Source organism: Acinetobacter sp. NBRC 100985, from assembly GCF_000241225.1.
In the GTDB taxonomy this organism is placed as follows: Bacteria; Pseudomonadota; Gammaproteobacteria; order Pseudomonadales; family Moraxellaceae; genus Acinetobacter; species Acinetobacter venetianus.
In genome coordinates this window covers 1-19655 of record NZ_BAEB01000021.1, presented here as the reverse complement: position 1 = coordinate 19655, position 19655 = coordinate 1, and the positions used below count along the sequence as shown (strand labels likewise).

Genomic DNA, 19655 nt, shown 5'->3' with positions numbered 1-19655 from the left:
AGCATCACTCTTTTTCTATTTCCCTTAATTAAACATCATAGCCGAAATTTGAACCACAATCATAGATCATGATGCGAAGTCAGAAAAATTCAGTTATGCTGAGTTATCTCTGTCGCTGATGATAATTATGAGCTTTTGCGTTGCGTGTGGACATGAAACTGAAGCAAAAATCCCATTAGGTGATCATAAAACCCGACTTGTTTGCACCAACTGCGGCAATATTCATTATGAGAATCCTAAGGTTATTTGCGGTGCGCTGGCACTTTGGGATGATAAGGTTTTACTTTGCCGCAGAGCAATCGAGCCACGTTATGGGTTGTGGACTTTACCCGCAGGCTATATGGAACTGTTCGAAACGATGGAGCAAGGTGCCGCTCGCGAAACAAGAGAGGAAGCCGAAGCTGAAGTTGAAATCGAACAACTCTACTGTACCTACAATATCCCTCGCATTGGACAAATTTATGTTCTTTTTAAAGCAAAAATTAAGGACGGTATCTTCGGAGCAGGTGAAGAAAGCCTCGAATGCCGACTTTTTGAAGAGGATGAAATTCCTTGGACTGAGCTTGCATTTCCAAGTGTAGAGCAAACATTGAAACATTACTTTGCAGATCGTAAAGATGGACTATTTCCAGCTCATTTAGAAACCATTGGAACACGACTTGATCATACTGGATAAATAAAAAAGACCGCTTGATGCGGTCTTTTTTATTTCATTTTAGATTATGATTTCGTTCTAATCGCTTTACATGCAGGAATAGTCTGATCAGCAATTTTAATACTGACTGTACCAGAGTAACGTTTAGCTAGCTCACGCTCGGCATCAGTTGGCTTTACATACTTATTCTTTTCTTCTGTAGTTAAATCATCATAAAGACGATTATATACATCAGTATAATAAGCATAAGTATTCGACCAGCTTACAGTGCTATTTGTAAAGTTTGTTAGGTTGATACCTGTCGCTTGACCACTTAAGAGATTGTGAACATTAATTTTGGCGCCAGTTCCTGTTGTTAAATTTAAACCAAACATAACACCATTAATCAATCCAAATTTTGAATTAGAGAGGATCATTCTCACAGAGATCGACTTATCATTTGACGAAAATAATGTAGCACCAACTGTACCAATACGATACTGTATTTGATCATTACTATCAGTGATTGTACCATCAGTGTTCACTGATTTAACTGTGCCACAAATACCACTCATATCCGTCGAACTAGAATTCGCTTTAATATCTGTACGTATATCACCATTTTCATCAACTACGATTCCCACGTTTACAGGAGCTAAATTGGCTTCATTATTAAAATTGAAAGTCAATGTAGCATAAAGCGGAAATACATACGGCTGTTGCGAAGAAACATTCTTCTCTGTTTTAAAGATATCTTTAGATAAGTAACTCGATGGATTTGCCTTAACTATATCAATTGTTCCATTATAATTTACGTTATCTACATTCTGTTTCCAAATACCCAAATGTGATGTATCAATAACATCACTATCTTTTGCTTTGATTAATTGTCGATATATATTCTCTGTACCCGCGATTGTGTTTCGATTGACTAACTTACCTTGATTGATAAATAAATCTTCATCTGAATTATTCTCAGTAACATTCAAACGCAAAGGAGTAGCTGTATTAACTTGTTGGGTAATTGGATTTAACCATTCATTTTGAGCATTAATTTGCAACTTAGTTGGTTTAACTTTAGTAATCAAGGCTATTGGAGCCACAACTAGATTATTACTAATAGTCGCAGGTCCTTTCCATTGCTGGCCATATCCAATTGTATAGCCTTGACGATCTGATAATAGAAAAAAGGTACCCATAGAATGCAATAAGTCACTTGCTGCATCAATACATTTTGAACTAGGTGTTTTATTACAACCGAAAAAGCCATCTGGTCTAAGATTATTATTAGTTGATGTACTTTCACCACCTGCTTTGTATGTCGGTAAATCAGACTGCCATATACCTGTATTTACTAAATTTAATAGCTGAACAACCATATTAAATGCTTGATCATCAGAAATCTCACTAACATCTAGCCATGGCTTTAAAATAGTTGCATATTCACCAGATAGAAGCTCATTAACTCCAATATCTTTAGTCAGAGAAACTAATTGATCTTTTTTCTCTTCAGTAAACTCTGTAGGCTGTAAATCCCCCACAACATTATCTTTTCTCTCGATTCCCATGGCTTGCAAAATTTTTACAATTGCCATTGCAACACGAATTGTCTCATCATTTACATCAAGTGAACTTGGAGTCTTCCCAGTTAAAGCGATTGCAAAATCAATAACTCGAAGATGAGGGATTGTCGTTGTTTTTAACTTAGAAATATTATCAAGCTTTACTGTACCTAAATTAATTCTTCGCGCATCAATTCCTTGAATAAAAAAGGTTGCATTATCACCTACCTTACAGGCACCAGTAACAATATTGCCTTCTAACTTAGTTGCAAAATGATTAAATGTATCAGTACTGCAATCAAAATTTATACCTGCCGCAGGATAATCAAGTACAAATCTCAAGCAATCTGTGTCATTTATATTACAACTTGTATTTGAAGTTACTCCATCAACTCCTTGTGTTGGATCTTCATTTATTTTTGCACTTTCACCACCACAACCAGTTAAGAGAGCCGCAAATGTAGATAAAGCGAAAGGTAATATTATTTTCTTATTCATACAAAACTCATCCTAATAGTTACTGTAAAACAGAGAGATTTATCTGTCCTTGATTCGAAAGTTCTTTTTCTGGCACATCAACTGCGGAGGCCAATGGTGTCATCATTAAATAGCGAGTATTTGAAGGTATACGAAGAGTTCCTTGAATTGCAGCATGCTTAAATAAAGATGTATTTACTGTAGCATTTTTAAAACCACTTACTCCTTCATTTATACATCCTTTCTCATCTAAAAATACAACTAAAGGCCAATAATAAGCTGGGCTTTCAATACTAGAAGCAAATGAATCCATTTGCACATATCTTATTGAGCTATCCAACTCAATTAACTCATATTCAAATTTTTCTTTAAGTGGTTTTCTTGGCCAAATACCGATTTCTTTTTTCGGTGTCAACTTTTTAATTGACTTAGAATAACCTTCAAGAAAGCAACGGTCATTTTCAAATGCGAGAGCTAAATCTTGTGCTGATAAACGCATGTAACTTTCAGCTAATGTAATTGGTTTATTTGAGTCTAATGATCGATTCATAATACGATCAAGCATAGAGCGACTTACACCCTTTTTACGCTCAATGGTTTCAAAACGTCCACTACCATCAGGCATCGTATAAAAGCGTTTTTTTCCTTCTAAATTAAACTCCTGATCTTCCAAATATTCATTATTAACGTATTTAACACCATCGATATCTGTGAACGGTTTATTATTACCGTCTTGTATCTCACTCGACATTTTTTTTGTAACCACAGGTACAGTATTACCTTTAAGCTTTTCTGCAGATTCGGCAATCGGCTTGTCACTTTTAATTGAAGTATTTGGTAACTCAAGTGTTTTTATAACTTGGTTTTTAGCAGGCGTAATATCCTGATTTTTATTCGTATGTTCGGCTGGCTGTATCAAACCTTTATCTATTGTCGTGGGAATGGCATTTTGTTGTAATGGCTGTATTGGGGTAACTTCAAACCTTTTTTCCTTAGCAGTCACATCTTTTTTAGAAATAGGATCGATAGAAGGAGTTAATCCCTCAACCGACTCTTTCACGGGTATCTTTAGCACTTTTTCTTGGTCTTTTTTTGGCACAATCATTGGTCGACCATCTGGACCAATGATTGTATAGAAACCATCTGCATATAGATTGGATCCACTCACAAAACCAATGAATATAATTAGTATTGGGAGTTTTGATCGTTGATTTCTGTTCTTTTGCATTACCATCTAGTTCTATAGTTGATACCAAGTAAAGTGACTTTGGTATTGGTTTTAACATTCAGTCCGGCATAAGGGTTTAATAAAATATTATCTACCCCTGTCTTATTTGATAGACTACTTGTATTTGCTGGAATATCATCACGACTGCGCAAAAAACCGACAGATAAATCTAAATCTGTATCTTGATCAAAACGATAACCAAGACCTAGACCAAATAATTGTGCATTGTTAATCGGCACCATCGTATTGCGCTTATCGTCAGGAATAGAACTCGTACGTGGTTCATATCCAATTCTCAATTTCAAACGATCCGTTGCCGAATATTCGAAACCTATTCCCCAACGCCAAGAAGACTGAAATTTTAAAGGTAAAGCTAATGAGCGATCAGTTACATCTGCAGATAATAACTTTGCTACTTTTAATAGTGAGATTTGTCGATCAAATTCGAATTTAAACTTATCCCATGCGGAGAAATCAGTCCATCCAACATCAAAATTCATTTGTAAATCAGGGAAAATTTTATATTTTATTCCAGCCTTAAAATGCTGTGGATATTTGAAATCCATAGCGACTAAGCCAGATTCAATATTCGGTACATATCCAGGTAAACCCAAAATTGCAGCAAGAATCTGACCCGTAGCAGAAGAGTTCAAACCAGCAATCAGTTGCTGAGGAGCATTCGCATTATTAATTAAATACTTACCCCGTAAACGCATTTTTGCTTCACTTTGATAAACCATGCCGAAACTAAAGTCATCAGTTGGCTCCCACAGTAAGCCTAAGTTATAGCTAGGACTTAATGATTGTTCTAATGAAACATCTAATGCTCCCATTTTATTAAATGGGTTCATCCCTTCTTTCGCGTTACACATACCAAAAAGAAGTAGATCAGTGATGATATCTCCATTGTCCTTGAATGGACCACAGACAACCTCATCAACCATTCGCAGAACACCAATCATCTCATTAGGAAATCGTAAATCAGTTTTCATAGCGATCGCTTGATAAGACATACCAAATGATGCACCAAGAGATAAATGATCATTAACCTGATAACCAAATGAAGGAGATAAGTAAGTAATACGCTCTAAAGCAACTTGTTGTCCCATATAATTACTAGGGTTACCATCTTCTGCACCAAAACCAGCAACTAACGGAGCATAAACTGCTGTAGCATAAGTCACTTTTGATCCTGGCGGCTTATAAGCTATACCAGCAGTTGGTGCTGCTAAAGGAGAGTTAGGACCCAAATCTACAATTTTTTTAAGAATAGGAACATAAATACTAGCATATTCAACATCACCGGATACCGTACCTTTAAAATCAGTACAGATACCCGTGTCCACTTCTGGCCCATCATTACAGACTAATGGATCATCTGAATATCCAAAAACATTATAACCCGCAGGAGCGGCATAATCTCGTTTGATGGCAAAGTTAGCTAAAATGCCCTGAACATCTGTTTGTAATCCATCAATCTTCGTCAATGCTGCGGGATTAAAATGTACTGCACTAATCCCTGGAGGGTCAGCCGTAACAGCATTACCTAAAGATAAGGAGCGTAAATCCACTGATAAATCTTGCCCTAATTGGGCATTAGTTATATTCGAAAGTCCTGCAACGAAAATACCAAACGCTAAAGGACATAACTTAGGATATTTCACCATCATGTCTCCTTAACGTAGTTTTTTTCCAAAACCAATAATATCTAGTGGGAATGACAAGCCTAGAGATACATCTGGTGCATCTTCTGTCAAACCAATTCCAACAGTTCCATTCACAATTGTTTCTGGTGAAACACGAACCCCTAATGCAAAAGATAACATTGAGCTACTTTGATCAGCAGACTTATAGCTTTCATCATTCTCAAAATAGAATTTTGCACCTGTATTAAAACTTTGTTGATATGACATAGTCAAAGACACATCATAGTTAAATGAGTATGCGAATCCGAATGAAAAACCTCCGCTCAGACCTGGATCAAAACTTTCTAGCGTACGAGTCCCGCGCAGCTGATTTAATCCCGACTCTTTCAAACCATAATTCGCAGAAACAGATGTAAATAAAACAACAGGATCAATATACTTACGTGTACTTGCGCCAACACCTACCGAGTAATATCCCTTACCTGTCGATAACTCATCAATACCAATCTCATAAGGACTGTCACCAGTTTTTGTTGATAAACTACCAAAGAGAACTAACGGTAAACGTCCTTGTTTTAATGGGAACGGCTCCCAACGTGCACCAAAAGAAATATCCCCCAAACCAGCAGCAGTCTTATCTTGCAATAAATCTTTTTTAGCCATAAAGGGAAGCGTTGCAGATAACGTAACATTATCTAAGACGCCATATTGAACAGTAAAAGAGTTCGTTAATGTATGGTTTGCATCCTCTTCAACCCTTAACCGCGCCAAAGTACTTGTACTATCCCCTGTTGCTAGATCAAGTCGACTGTCTCTGTAATATGTGTAATCAATATCATAATAAGATGAAAATACACCTTTTTTTATCAGAGAATATTGTCTCTCATTTGATGTAAACACTTCTTGTAAATTAGTTTCTTTCGTGGCATCACCATCTTGTTTTTGTAATGCATTCGCGGCTTGATTAGCATCACTTCCAGTTGTAACAATCGCATCATTTCCAGACTCACCTACGTCTTGACTAGAATCTACTGCTGACTCAGTTGCTTGAACTTGTTCCTGCTGTTCAACTATTGGCGTTTGAGGCTGTTCTTCTGCATAAAGAGTTGACGTGATAGCACTTAAACTCAATGCTAACACACTCATATTCATCCATTGATTATTCATTGTGACATCCTACTAATTCATTTTATTTACTAAAATCTGTTGTTTATTTACGCTTGTAATACATCCGCATAAAAGTCGTAATTGGCTTGTTGTAATTTTCTGAATTAGGATCAGCGTCCAATACTCTACGCATTGTTGAGGCCTTATCAGCAATTTTTTCAAATCTTTGGGTTGGAAATTGAATTTCCGCTAATGCATATCTATTAATTGTTGCATCATCAACATGCCGCATATCTGCATCTTGTAATGCTAAGAAGTTTTTACGATATTGCTCAGGTATATCTATAATGAATAAAGTATTATTATCCCATATCTCTTTAAATCGAGACTCATCAAAACTGATATTCCCAAGAGATGGATCTGCAACATATACCCTACCATCTTTATACGCTTTATATACTACAAAATGCTTAAAGCCTGCATAAGTAATTGGCACTATAGCAGGCTGTTTTAATGCCGTTAAATCAGAAAACTCTCCACGATAGCCACCACTATTTAACCCCAACGCGCTGACAAATCTTTTCATATCGAGTAAAGAAAAGCTACGACGTTCGATGATACGCTGATATTCACCGTATTGAAGCAAACCTGTCATAGTTTGTTGTTCTGTAAGCTTTAATCCACCGTAACCATTTAAAAGAGTCGTTAAAGCTGCCGAGCCACAACTATAATCATAGGCTTGACGTACGATACCTCGGAATTGGTCTTCAACTGCTGGCTTAATTACAACGGCTTCACGATGATTTCGTGTAAACGAAGGATTTCTTGAGTCCAAGGTCTCTGTGTAATACACAGTTCCCTCAGGCTTTTTTTCTATTTCGAAGGCCTGCGTTGTAAAGTAATACATCAATGCAGAGCCTAAAGCTATCTCTAACATAAGTCTCTTTTCTTAACAGCGGCATACTTGCCTTATTCATTTTATTCTCAGTGCTCTAGACACCTCTTCCCTGTTTGTTGAAGATACATTCTTTTATAAAAAAAACAGCATTTTTTAGTTTTTTTGACGAAATGTAGCAAAACTATGTTTTAGGTAAATTTATATAATAAATAAGTGACATCCATTACATATTTTTCAAAAGATAGTGTATTAATAATCTTTTGAAAAATAAAAAAAGCGCACAATGTGCGCTTTTTTAACAACAACTTAGTGACCAGAAATAGTAATTACTGCACCAGCTGTAGGAGTTAAACCATGGTAAGCTTGCATACCTTGAACTTCAACATCACCAATTGACGCTGCAGTTGAGCTACCTAAACGTACACCAGAGATGTAAACATCTGTTGGAGTTCCACCAGCAGTGATTTTAAGGTAACCATCATTTGCACCAGCTACACTTTCACCAACAACACCAACTTGCGCATTAACAGTTAAATTCGCACCTGAAGCATCAGCAACTTTGATACTGTCTAAGTGAATTTCACCAGCTAAAGTACTAGTAGCACCACTTAAAGTAGTCTGACCGATAGTTGAACTATCAAGAATACCTAGATCTGTAATCTCCAAACCACCAGTCATTGTTGTATTTAAAACAATCATAGCACCTTGAGGAGCTGCACCCAACTGAATATTTGCACTAGTTACGCCTGTTTTAAGCGTTAAACCAGATAAAATTGCGTTATAGTTAGAAGCATCATTACCACGACGAATACCAGGACCAGTACCTGCAGCATTAGAAGCAGAAACACCAATTTCGCCAATTGCTATATCTAAACCAGATACTTGTGCTGCAATGTTAAGAAATGCTGTGTTACCACCGCCTGCACCAGCATCAGTATCGATCGCAAGATCCATTAAGTTATGGCTAGGTAAAAGAGCTGCGGTGTTAGCACCAATAACAATACCCTTAGTTGCTGTAGCACCAGTACCATTTGCTTGAATAACGATCGCACCTGCTGTATCTGTACCACCAACAGCAGTACCAGTACTAGACAAACCATCATTATCATGAATTAAAACTTTTTCAATATCTAAACGAGAAACACCGATACCGATATTGATCCCATCTTGACCTGTTGCAGCGCTGAGTGCAGCATCATCCATTGCCTGCATAGCCATTGCATTTGCGCTAATCGCCATTGAAGAAACTAAAGCTAGTTTAGTAAACATTTTCATTGAGCACTCTCCCAAGAGCATTTATTTTTTGACTTACACTACTCTAAACTGTCCACTGTTGTTTTATTCTTAAATGACAACTTGAACTTCCAATCCTTGAGTAGTTCGCTTAGCAAGTACTAAATTACCTGTTTGTTATTTTATGTTCAACTCCTGTTAACTCCTTTTTATAGACAACCCGACAAACGGCATAAAAATTAAACGTACTATTTGCATCTATAGTTAAAAAACAACTAATTGAACTTATTTGATATTTTCCCAACCAAATTTTCAAAAATATGTTTATTTTTCTCTTTACTTTCCATTTATCTGAACAGTGCGACTTAGTCTTAATTGTTAACAAAAACACTTAATTTATTTTTTCTGCTAATAAGTATTCAAACCATCTTTTTTAAGGGCTACAAATCTCTTATTTGTGAGATCGACTTATGTTAAACATAACTAGATTTTTCGAAGCTGTAGTACAATTTGTACTTCTATGAATAGTTCTCCCTCTTTCAATTTATGTCTCATTTTCAGCAAAAACTTGAAACTCAGCATATTTCAGCATTCGACCTTATCACTCGACTTAAAGAATTGACTGGTTTAGTTTATTTGCATGATCACAACCATCCTGTTATTGCATTTTTACCAAATAGATTTTTAGTTGGTCAAAGCTCCGATATTCAAGAATTTTATCATGAGAATTTTAATCACTATTCACAAGAAATGAACCCAACATCAATTTTAGAATTTTCCACTTTTGATAATAACCCCGTTCTCAGACATCATACCAATCAAGGATTTCAAGGTGGTTATATAGGATTCTTTAGTTATGACTATAGTGCAAATTTGTCTGTAAATATTAAATCCCATCCTCAACCGAGCTTTTTTTTAGGTCAATATTCAACTTTTTTAAAATTCCACGATCAAGCTTGGTATTTTTATAGTCATGATGAAAATGCAGAAGAAATTTTCCAAGATATATCTCATTTGATTCATCAAGAGACCAATATTGACGTACTCTCGTTAAGTGAGAAATGCCATCCACGTTGGTCTAAAGATCAATATTTAAATGCTTTCAATCAAGTCCAAGAGTACATTAAGGCTGGAGATTGTTACCAGATTAATCTTACGCAAGAATTTATCGCTCAAGCGAGTGGTTCTTTATTGAATCAAGCTGAAAAACTTTGGGAGCTAACACATGCCCCCTACTCAGGTTATTTGAAAGTTGATGAATTTGAACTACTCAGCTGTTCTCCAGAATTATTCATAGAATTTCAACATGACAGACAGGTAAAAACCCGTCCAATTAAAGGAACTATGCCGCGTTTTGACGATCCAGCAGCGGATCAACTTTCTAAAGAGAAGCTAAGTCAGTCACAGAAAGATCAAGCTGAAAATGTCATGATCGTTGATTTACTCAGAAATGATTTGAGTCTGTACGCCGAAACTGGTTCTGTTCAAACCACTAAATTATTTGAAATTGAGAGCTTCAACCAAGTTCATCACATGGTAAGCGAAATTACAGCAACATTAAAACCAGATATTCATCCTATGGAGATGCTTTTATCAGCACTTCCTGGTGGTTCAATTACAGGCGCACCAAAAATTCGAGCGATGCAAATCATTGAAGAACTTGAAGGAGCGCCACGCGGTGCTTACTGTGGAAGTCTTGGTTATTTCAATTTTGATGGAACAGGTTGTTGGAATATCTTGATTCGTAGTATTCAAAAATATCAAAATCAACTTTCAATGTGGGCTGGCGGAGGAATTACCATTGCATCTGGTGCTGAAGCAGAATATCAAGAATGCTTCGATAAGATTTCTGCCATGCTTGATTTAATCAATACACAACAGAAACCTAAAAACTAAAGCACGATTCATAAAATTTGCGTTTTAAGTGTCTCGACTAAACGCTGATTTTGTTCATCTGTACCAATTGTGATACGTAGGAATTGATTAATTCTCGGCTTATTGAAATAACGCACTATAATTCCCTGCTCACGCAACTGTTGAGCAAGCTGCACTGCATCATGCTGAGGATGCGTCGCAAATATAAAATTAGCTTTGGATGGCAAGATATTAAAGCCAAGCGCAGTCAAATCATTCAAAATAAGTTCACGACTTTCGATGACTTTTTGGCATTGCTGCACAAAATAAGCTTGATCTTCAAATGATGCAACCGCTGCTGCAATAGCAAAACGATCAATTGGATAAGAGTTAAAACTATTTTTCACAGCTTCAAGTGCTGCAATTAAATGTGGCTGTGCAATCGCAAAGCCGACACGTAAGCCAGCCAGTGAACGTGATTTTGAAGTTGTTTGACACACCACTAAATTGTCATATCGATTAACAAGTTGAACAGCTGATTCCGCTCCAAAATCAACATAAGCCTCATCAATCACAACCACTTGATCTGGATTCGCTTGTAACACTTGCTCGATCTCAGCTAACCCCAAAGCTATACTGGTCGGTGCATTTGGATTCGTAATAATAATGCCGCCATTTTCTTGCTGATAATCTGCAACATTGATTTCAAATTTATCATTTAATGGAATTTGTTTAGTTTCAATTCCAAAAAACTGGCTATAAACAGGATAAAAGCTGTAGGTAATATCTGGATATAGGATAGGTTGTTTTTGAATAAAGAAAGCTTTGAAAATATGAGCTAAAACCTCGTCTGAGCCGTTACCTACAAAAACTTGAGCAATATCGACGTGTTGCTGATTAGCAATTGCTTGTTTTAAAGCAGTCGCATCAGGATCAGGGTATAAACGTAAGGCATCAGCTTGATTAGCCAAAACAGCCTGAACGGCTTCCACAACTTTTGGTGATGGTGGATATGGATTTTCGTTGGTATTGAGTTTGAGTAAATTCTGAATTTTAGGTTGCTCGCCCGGCACATAAGGTTCTAACTCACGAACTTCTGGACTCCAAAAACGCATTTGCTCTGTTGTAAACGTCATTTTTCTACTCTCTTTGTGTCTCAAAAAAGGGGCTTATCAGCCCCTATCTATTTCTCGAATCGGTTATTGATAACGGTAACGTGCTGAGCGAGCATGGGCATCCAAATTTTCTTGCACTGCAAGAACATCGGCGGTCTTCGCTAAAGTTTTAACACCTTCCTGTGAGCACATAATCAAACTTGAGCGTTTTTGGAAATCATAAACACCGAGTGGCGATGAAAACCGTGCTGTACCTGAAGTCGGTAACACATGGTTTGGACCAGCACAATAATCGCCAATTGCTTCAGGAGTATAACGCCCCATAAAGATTGCACCTGCATGACGTATTTCTTGGCTCATCAACTCAGCATCGTCTAGGCACAGTTCTAAATGCTCAGGCGCAACTTGATTAATGAGATCGATCGCTTCTGCACGATCCTTTACCAGTACTAATGCACCACGATTTTGAATCGATGTTTTCGCAATTTCAGCTTTTGGTAATTCACTTAAATGCTTTTCGATAGCCGCTTCAACTGCATTTAAGAGCACTTCATCAGGTGTAATAAAAATAGCCTGCGCCACAGTGTCATGCTCAGCTTGAGACAATACGTCCATTGCCAACCATTCAGCATTATTTTCCCCTTCAGCATAAACCAAAATTTCTGAAGGGCCTGCAATCATATCAATACCGACCTGACCGAATACCGCGCGCTTTGCAGCTGCGACAAAACGATTGCCAGGTCCTGTAATTTTATCTACAGCTGGAACTGTTTGAGTTCCATAGGCTAATGCTGCAACCGCTTGTGCACCACCAATAGTAAACACACGACTCACACCAGCTAAATAGGCAGCCGCCAATACAAGTGGATTCAACTCACCATTTGGTGCCGGTACGACCATAATAATTTCTGGCACGCCAGCCACATGTGCAGGTAAAGCATTCATCAAAACTGATGATGGATATGAGGCTAATCCCCCTGGCACATAAATCCCAACGCGATCAAGCGGTGTAACCTTTTGACCTAGCGTATTACCTAACTCATCGACATAAGTCCAGCCGTCTTGCTTTTGTGCCTCATGGAATGAACGGATACGTTTAGCAGCAAGTTCAAGTGCTTCGCGTATTTCAGAACTTAAGCCATCAAATGCAGATTTGAGTTGTACTTGAGTTAACTCTAAATCAGAGAATTGATGCGCTGGATGTCGATCGAACTGCTGTGTTAATTTAAGTACATGATCATCACCATGCTGACGAACATCAGCAATAATTTGATCTACGGTTTGTACTAATTGAGGATCATTCACAGTTTCAAATGCTAAAAGTTCAGCAAAAGCCTGTTTAAAGTTCTGATCCTGAGTCGATAAACGTCGCATCAATTTACCCACAAGGCGAATAATAGAGTGCTAAGTTTACTCTTTTTCATTAGGCTTGTGGGTGCAATCTCCGCCTAAAAAATCAATCGTGTAGAAAGATAAGCTCGATGAATGATTAATTTTCAATGAAAAATAATAAATACCATAAAGAAACTAAAAAATTTTATAAAAAATACAATTGTTTATAATTAAATGTATTTTTAACTGTCACAATTTATATTCCTGAATCGTCAGTTTATTAGCAAATCCGCTGTAATTAGGAAATAAAAATGACGACTCATAATATCCACCCGCAAAAACATCTACCAAATGCAATTCACTATTTACAACAAGTTCATCAATATATTGAGCAATCAACACTCATCGAACGTTCACTGTATCATCTTGTCTTACTCAGAGCCTCCCAAATCAATCAATGCGCATTTTGCGTCAAAATGCACATTGCTGAAGCACTCGCAGATGGTGAAACACAAACACGATTGGATCGATTAATTGTTTGGCGACACTGCTCAGATTTCAGTGTACAAGAAAAAGCTGCATTTGCTTGGGTAGAAGCTTTAACAACATTACAAGTTCAAACAGACTATGAACCTCTTCGTGTTGAGTTACTCCAATATTTCAGTGAAGCGCAAATATCTGCTTTAACTTTACTCATTGGTATGATTAATTTATGGAATCGTATTGGTATCGCTCAACACTAAAATCAAATGAATACGACCACAAATTTCAGTAATGAAGATTTAAAACTATTTCAGGCAAGCCGAACATTTTTGTTTGGCCTTGCCTATCGACTTTTAGGATCAGTACATGAAACTGAAGATGTTTTACAAGAAATTTTTATCAAATGGCAGCAACAACCTAAACAAGATATTATCAATCCACAAGCTTGGCTAACGTCCGTATGCACTCGCCACTGTATTGATCTTCTACGTTCGCATCATAAATCTCGGACTGAATATATTGGAACTTGGCTACCTGAGCCGTATGATCAATCAGAAGACTTACTCATTGAATCCGACTACACGCTCTCTACCGCTTTTCTTTTAGTATTAGAAAAACTTTCCGCCAAAGAACGAGCAGCCTATTTACTGCATGATATTTTCAATTTTGATTACATTGAAATTTCAGAATTTCTACAAGAGACACAAAGCTATTGTCGACAATTAGTGACTCGTGGGCGAAAACATATTAAAACAGAACCCAAAATGCTTTCAACGCTTCCTACCTCACGACAACTTGTTCTGCTTGATGCTTTTAAAGATGCTGTTCATTCTCAGAATATTAGACAACTCAAAGAGTTACTGAGTGAGGATATTCAGTTTGCAGCAGATGGTGGCGGCAAGGTATCAGCAATTCGACATCCATTTATAGGTCAATCTAATGTATTACGCTTCTTTGAACGTTTGCTCTTTATTGCGTGGAATGAGTTATCTTGGAAAATATGTCTCTTGAATGGCAATCTTGGTTTCAAACTGTACGACCACAACCAGACCTATGTAACTGCAATCACTTTTAATTTCAATCAATCACAAATCTCTGATATCTACGTTCTACGCAATCCAGAAAAACTTAAATAAAAAGGCCAACCTTAGTTGACCTTTTTAATTTTAAAAATACGATTAGCGATTTTTGATCGCCTCTTCAAGCTGAGTCAAAATTGGATTTAAGATCGCTTGTTTACGTTTAAAACTCGCCTTATTCACAATTAAGCGTGAAGACACTTTGCAAATTTCTTCTAATGGTTCTAAACCATTGGCACGTAAGGTATTGCCAGTATCAACAACATCGACAATATAATCACCTAAACCAACCAATGGCGCTAATTCCATTGATCCATATAGTTTGATGACATCAACTTGCTCACCTAAGCTTGCATAATATTGACGAGTTAAATTGACATATTTGGTCGCAATTTTTAAACGACCTTTTGGTCGTTCCATTCCCACTTTACCAGCAGTCATCAACTTACAATTGGCAATCTTTAGATCAAGCAATTCATAAACATGTTGCGCACCATGTTCCATCAATACATCTTTACCCGCCACACCAAAATCCGCCGCACCATTTTCAACATAAGTAGGTACATCAGAAGCACGCAAAATTAAAATGCGCACTTTTTTGTGTGTCGTTGGGAAAATCAATTTACGTGACTTATCTGGATCTTCAAGTAAATTGATGCCTGCATTTTCAAGTAACGGCAATGTTTCTTTTAAAATACGACCTTTACTGAGTGCTAAAGTTAAACCATGATCAAAATTACCCATTACATCAAAATTTGGATCATCGTTTCTTAAGTCATTCATCCTTTTACTCGCTTAATTTGAGCGCCTAAACTTTGTAATTTATCTTCAACATGTTCATAGCCACGATCGATATGATAAATACGATCAACCAGCGTCTCACCTTCTGCAACTAATGCAGCAAGAACAAGTGAGAATGAAGCACGTAAATCTGTTGCCATAACTGGTGCCGCTTGGAGCTTATCAACACCAGTTACAACTGCATCATGACCTTCAACTTGGATATTCGCACCCATACGTGAAAGTTCAGGGACATGCATAAAACGATTTTCAAAAATTGTTTCTGAAATCGTTGCAAATCCACGGCCAATTGCATTCACTGCCATGATCTGTGCTTGCATATCAGTTGGAAACTCTGGATGCGGCAATGTTCTAAAGCTTACTGCTTTTGGACGCTTACCTTGCATATCAAGCTCAATCCAGTTATCACCACGAGTGACTTCAGCACCCATTTCTTCAAACTTATCCAAAACTGCTTCTAATAAAGCTGGATCAGTATGCGTGGTTTTTACTCGGCCACCAGTAATAGCAGCAGCAGCTAAATATGAACCCGTTTCAATACGGTCAGCAACCACAGCATATTCACAGCCATGTAAGCTTTCAACACCTGTCACCACTAAAGTATCTGTATCAAGCCCTTCAATTTTTGCACCCATCTTAATGAGCATTTGAGCAAGATCAGTAATCTCAGGTTCACGAGCAGCATTGCGAATCGTGGTCACACCATCCGCGAGTGCAGCAGCCATCAAGATATTTTCGGTACCGCCAACAGTGACCATATCGAATACAACTTCACCGCCTTTTAAACGACCATCAACAGAAGCATGCACATAACCATTTTCTACTTCAATCTGCGCACCCAAAGCTTCTAAAGCTTTTAAATGCTGATCAACAGGACGAGAACCAATTGCACAACCACCAGGTAATGAAACTTTTGCATTGCCATAACGTGCTAGCAGTGGACCAAGTACTAAAATTGATGCTCGCATGGTTTTAACGAGCTCATAAGGCGCAAATTGATTATCTAATGTTGATGTATCAGCACGAACGGTTTCCCCTTCATAGCTCATCGTCACGCCTAAACCAGCAATTAATTTAACAAGCGTATTTACATCTTTTAAATTTGGTACATTAGTTAACGTAATAGGAGAGTCAGCAAGGATCATTGCAGCAAGTAAAGGCAAAGCGGCATTTTTAGCACCAGAAATGCGTACTTCACCTTCGAGCTTAACACCGCCCGTAATTAAAAATTTATCCATTAATATTTAAGCTCCGAAAAGGCTTGCTTTGCGCCATTCGTCTTTTGTCATTGCGCGAATTGTTACTGCGTGAACTTCACCACTCGCGATATAAGAATTTAGAGGTGCATAAACCGCTTGCTGACGTGTTACCGTTCTTTTACCTTCAAACTGATCATCAACAATGCGAAGGTCAAATTTTCCAGCTTGTCCACTCACTGCTACTTCTGCTTCAGGGAAGGCTTCTTTTAAAATTTGCGTGAGCTGCTCACTATTCATTTCAAGACCTCTTATACAACCATTGGTGTAAAACGAGTTATTTTACTATAACTTTTTCACATAATTCAGTACGCAGTTTCTTTTTTTATCAATAAAAAAAGAGGCTCATAAAAAGCCTCTTTTATAAATACAAAAAATTAACTCAAAAGTGCCAATTCATGTTGATATGAACACTGCATTTTTCTATGTTTTGCAAGTTGTCTTTTTAATTTTTCTGTTAACTTTTTAATCGAAGTATACATATCATCAGCAGTTGCTTGAGCAAACAGCTCAATCCCCGGCAAACGTATAATTGCTTCAGCAATATGGTTTGCACTGCCTTTATGCGAACGTTTATCAATTTGATGATCTTTAGCCAATTTGATTTGCATACTATTTACTTGATCTAGATGCTTAGTCATCTGACTAAATTTTTCTTTTATATTTTTTTCAATTGCTGGCGTAATTGTTAAATGGTGTCCACGAATCGTTATTTGCATAATTCTATCCCTCACCTTTTTCTCAGGAATCAAGAAAATCGCTCAAGTAAATTTAATGCATATCAATTATCTAACATCCATTAAACCATTGCAGCGATTCCTCTAGTGATTATTAAAGATTCATTATTTCGTAATAATGAACACCTAGAATAGTCACACCTTGAATTTTAGATCAAGACTTTTCTTTCAGAAGATGATGGAATATGTAACGATTCACGATATTTCGCTACAGTCCTTCTAGCAACTTCAATACCTTCATTTTTCAACATCTCAGCAATTGTATTATCAGACAAAGGCTTGCGAGGATTCTCATTGGAAACTAGCTTTTTGATCATTGCGCGAATCGCAGTTGATGAAGCTTCGCCTCCTGTTGTCGTTCCAACATGACTTGAAAAAAAGTATTTCAATTCAAATAAACCACGTGGCGTCAGCATATATTTATTAGTCGTCACACGCGATACAGTCGATTCATGTAATTCGACCTCTTCAGCTACATCACGTAAAACCAATGGCTTCATTGCCTCTGCACCTTGCTCAAGAAAAGCACGTTGGTGCTCGACTATACAAGTTGCAACTTTTAAAAGTGTTTTATGTCTTTCATCAATACTTTTTATAAAATTTTTAGCTTCAAGCATTTGATTTCGCAAATAAACATTATCATCACTTTGATCTGCTCGGCGAATCATATTTGAATAAAATGAATTAATGCGTAGTTTTGGCATCACATCTGGATTGAGTTGCACTTGCCAATGTTGATCTTTTTTTGCCACAACAACATCTGGAACCTGATATTCAGATTCTTGTTGATCAAACTCTAAACCAGGATAAGGCTTTAATGTTTTTAATAAATCAACAGCACTTTTTAGCTGTTCTTTAGATAAACCTGTTTGCTTTAATAATTTATTTAAATCATTAGAGATCAATAATTCATAATATTTTAGTAAACTCTTTGCTTCTGAAATATAAGGAACTTTGTCATGTAAGCCTTCTAACTGAATTTTCAAACACTCAGCCAAATTTCGAGAACCCACACCAATTGGATCTAAATGTTGAATATGTTTTAAGACAACGATAACTTCATCTTCTTCAACCTCTTCATCATTTTCCATTTCTTGTAATAACCGATTAACAGCTAATAAAATATCGTCCAACTCTGCATCTAGAAATCCTTTATCATCTAAAGAATCAACAATGCAGTAGGCAATTAATTTATCAATTAAAGAAAAATGTAACAGATTAACCTGCTCTAAAATATGTTCTTTTAAACCTAAATGAACTTGACGATTATCTTCTCGCTCTTCATATTCCGGGGTCCCTAAGGCTGTTGATTGATGGGTATAAATATCATCCCACTCTGTATCTACAGGTAAATCATTAGGTAAATGATCAGCATTAAGCTCAGTTGTTAAATCACCTGTTTCTTGCGACTCAAGTGTAGATAAACTTTCTGTAGAACTATTTTCCTCAACTTTTTCAAGTAATGGATTACTATCTAATTGAATTTGTATTTCTTGTTCTAATTCTAGACTCGATAATTGTAAAAGACGAATAGCCTGTTGCAATTGAGGAGTTAACGAGAGATTGTTCGCAACTTTCAACCCAACAGATAATTTCATGGTATTCCCCTTTTATATTAAGCAAAAAACATGCCTATTAAAATATTTATAACATAAAGCAATGTTTCCGCCTATAAGCAAAGCTCTTTTCCACTGACTAATCTGTTCAAAAAAATAGCAAAGGGCAAATATTTATTGTAGTGGAAAGCTTAGCCCTCTCATTTAACAAGCATGCAAAACTGCATAGAATTATTTTAGATTTTGCTGCTTAAGACATTCAAGCATTTCTTCAAGCACTTCCTGTCCCATCGTTGTTCGTACAAGCTCATTTAAATCTCCTGCTAAAAAGCCAGACCAAGTTGTGCTCTTTGAACCAGAAGATATTGCATATCTCCCACAAGCAGACGACACCTTTTGATCTGATGTAATAGAAGCTACATACAGCTCACCATCAGGATCATCCAATATCCATTTGTGAATAACTCTAGGTGCTTGATATTGTTGCTTAGGTTTTTCTAACCACTTCCATACTAAAACACCTAAATAAACAATTCCAACAGCAGATAAAAGTTCATAGAGAATCATATCGGTCCTAATAGCATTTCTTATTTAGCATCTAATTAGAATAAAAATAGCACGACTCTTTCAATATTGACTCGTATTTTAATTATGCAC

18 protein-coding genes are annotated in these 19655 nt (G+C 36.9%); 4 read left to right on the top strand and 14 right to left on the bottom strand.

Translation table 11 applies throughout. The annotated features are described in order from the left end of the window. Window positions 1–127 precede the first annotated feature (127 nt). Entirely contained in the window at window positions 128–676 is a 549-nt protein-coding gene (locus ACT4_RS06635) for an NUDIX hydrolase (RefSeq protein ID WP_007480873.1), read from the top strand. A gap of 44 nt (window positions 677–720) precedes the next feature. Here the strand turns inward: ACT4_RS06635 and ACT4_RS06630 are convergent, their stop codons facing one another. The 6 genes from ACT4_RS06630 to ACT4_RS06605 all read right to left on the bottom strand — a co-directional run bounded on the left by ACT4_RS06630 (window position 721) and on the right by ACT4_RS06605 (window position 8827). After that, the gene (locus ACT4_RS06630) at window positions 721–2694 is read right to left on the bottom strand and encodes a hypothetical protein (RefSeq protein ID WP_007480871.1); all 1974 of its coding nucleotides are present in this window, start codon (window positions 2692–2694) and stop codon (window positions 721–723) included. A gap of 19 nt (window positions 2695–2713) precedes the next feature. Continuing rightward, window positions 2714–3901, bottom strand: coding sequence for a putative pilus assembly protein FilE (filE, locus tag ACT4_RS06625; RefSeq protein WP_007480869.1), 1188 nt, complete (start codon window positions 3899–3901; stop codon window positions 2714–2716). After that, window positions 3901–5565 carry an OmpP1/FadL family transporter gene (locus tag ACT4_RS06620; protein WP_171054784.1) on the bottom strand — a complete coding sequence of 555 codons (1665 nt, stop codon included), beginning with the start codon at window positions 5563–5565 and terminating at the stop codon, window positions 3901–3903. Before ACT4_RS06620 ends, filE begins: the two co-directional genes overlap by 1 nt. Before the next feature lie 12 nt (window positions 5566–5577). Then, window positions 5578–6714 (bottom strand): transporter, encoded by a 1137-nt coding sequence (locus ACT4_RS06615; RefSeq protein WP_004881427.1) that lies wholly within the window; start codon window positions 6712–6714, stop codon window positions 5578–5580. 43 nt (window positions 6715–6757) lie between these two features. Further along, complete coding sequence (locus tag ACT4_RS06610) at window positions 6758–7591, bottom strand: C39 family peptidase (protein ID WP_004881430.1); 834 nt, start codon at window positions 7589–7591, stop codon at window positions 6758–6760. 267 nt (window positions 7592–7858) lie between these two features. Next, on the bottom strand, window positions 7859–8827 hold the full coding sequence (locus ACT4_RS06605; protein WP_007480867.1) for a DUF6160 family protein: 969 nt from the start codon (window positions 8825–8827) through the stop codon (window positions 7859–7861). A gap of 504 nt (window positions 8828–9331) precedes the next feature. On the opposite strand from ACT4_RS06605, the gene ACT4_RS06600 reads away from it, so the two are divergent. Further along, window positions 9332–10681, top strand: a complete 1350-nt coding sequence (locus ACT4_RS06600) for an anthranilate synthase component I family protein (protein WP_007480865.1) — start codon at window positions 9332–9334, stop codon at window positions 10679–10681. Window positions 10682–10689: 8 nt separating this feature from the next. Here ACT4_RS06600 and hisC read toward each other — a convergent pair whose 3' ends face one another. Continuing rightward, entirely contained in the window at window positions 10690–11775 is a 1086-nt protein-coding gene (gene hisC, locus ACT4_RS06595; protein ID WP_007480863.1) for a histidinol-phosphate transaminase, read from the bottom strand. Between the two features lie 63 nt (window positions 11776–11838). Further along, on the bottom strand, window positions 11839–13128 hold the full coding sequence (gene hisD / locus ACT4_RS06590) for a histidinol dehydrogenase (RefSeq protein WP_007480862.1): 1290 nt from the start codon (window positions 13126–13128) through the stop codon (window positions 11839–11841). Between the two features lie 269 nt (window positions 13129–13397). On the opposite strand from hisD, the gene ACT4_RS06585 reads away from it, so the two are divergent. Together ACT4_RS06585 and ACT4_RS06580 are read left to right on the top strand one after the other, a co-directional pair. After that, the gene (locus ACT4_RS06585) at window positions 13398–13829 is read left to right on the top strand and encodes a carboxymuconolactone decarboxylase family protein (RefSeq protein WP_007480860.1); all 432 of its coding nucleotides are present in this window, start codon (window positions 13398–13400) and stop codon (window positions 13827–13829) included. Window positions 13830–13835: 6 nt separating this feature from the next. Continuing rightward, the gene (locus tag ACT4_RS06580) at window positions 13836–14705 is read left to right on the top strand and encodes a sigma-70 family RNA polymerase sigma factor (RefSeq protein ID WP_007480857.1); all 870 of its coding nucleotides are present in this window, start codon (window positions 13836–13838) and stop codon (window positions 14703–14705) included. A 42-nt stretch (window positions 14706–14747) separates the two neighbouring features. Here the strand turns inward: ACT4_RS06580 and hisG are convergent, their stop codons facing one another. The 6 genes from hisG to ACT4_RS06550 all read right to left on the bottom strand — a co-directional run bounded on the left by hisG (window position 14748) and on the right by ACT4_RS06550 (window position 19565). Beyond that, window positions 14748–15431 carry an ATP phosphoribosyltransferase gene (gene hisG, locus ACT4_RS06575; protein WP_004881446.1) on the bottom strand — a complete coding sequence of 228 codons (684 nt, stop codon included), beginning with the start codon at window positions 15429–15431 and terminating at the stop codon, window positions 14748–14750. After that, the gene (murA, locus tag ACT4_RS06570) at window positions 15428–16687 is read right to left on the bottom strand and encodes a UDP-N-acetylglucosamine 1-carboxyvinyltransferase (RefSeq protein ID WP_007480855.1); all 1260 of its coding nucleotides are present in this window, start codon (window positions 16685–16687) and stop codon (window positions 15428–15430) included. The genes hisG and murA overlap by 4 nt, the downstream gene beginning before the upstream one ends. A gap of 6 nt (window positions 16688–16693) precedes the next feature. Beyond that, window positions 16694–16945: a BolA family iron metabolism protein IbaG gene (ibaG, locus tag ACT4_RS06565; protein ID WP_004881449.1), complete on the bottom strand. Its 252-nt coding sequence runs from the start codon at window positions 16943–16945 to the stop codon at window positions 16694–16696. A gap of 137 nt (window positions 16946–17082) precedes the next feature. After that, window positions 17083–17424 (bottom strand): ribosome hibernation-promoting factor, HPF/YfiA family, encoded by a 342-nt coding sequence (hpf, locus tag ACT4_RS06560; RefSeq protein ID WP_004881451.1) that lies wholly within the window; start codon window positions 17422–17424, stop codon window positions 17083–17085. 167 nt (window positions 17425–17591) lie between these two features. Continuing rightward, window positions 17592–19040 carry an RNA polymerase factor sigma-54 gene (locus ACT4_RS06555; protein ID WP_007480851.1) on the bottom strand — a complete coding sequence of 483 codons (1449 nt, stop codon included), beginning with the start codon at window positions 19038–19040 and terminating at the stop codon, window positions 17592–17594. A 189-nt stretch (window positions 19041–19229) separates the two neighbouring features. Continuing rightward, window positions 19230–19565, bottom strand: a complete 336-nt coding sequence (locus ACT4_RS06550; RefSeq protein ID WP_007480850.1) for a hypothetical protein — start codon at window positions 19563–19565, stop codon at window positions 19230–19232. Window positions 19566–19655: the final 90 nt, after the last annotated feature.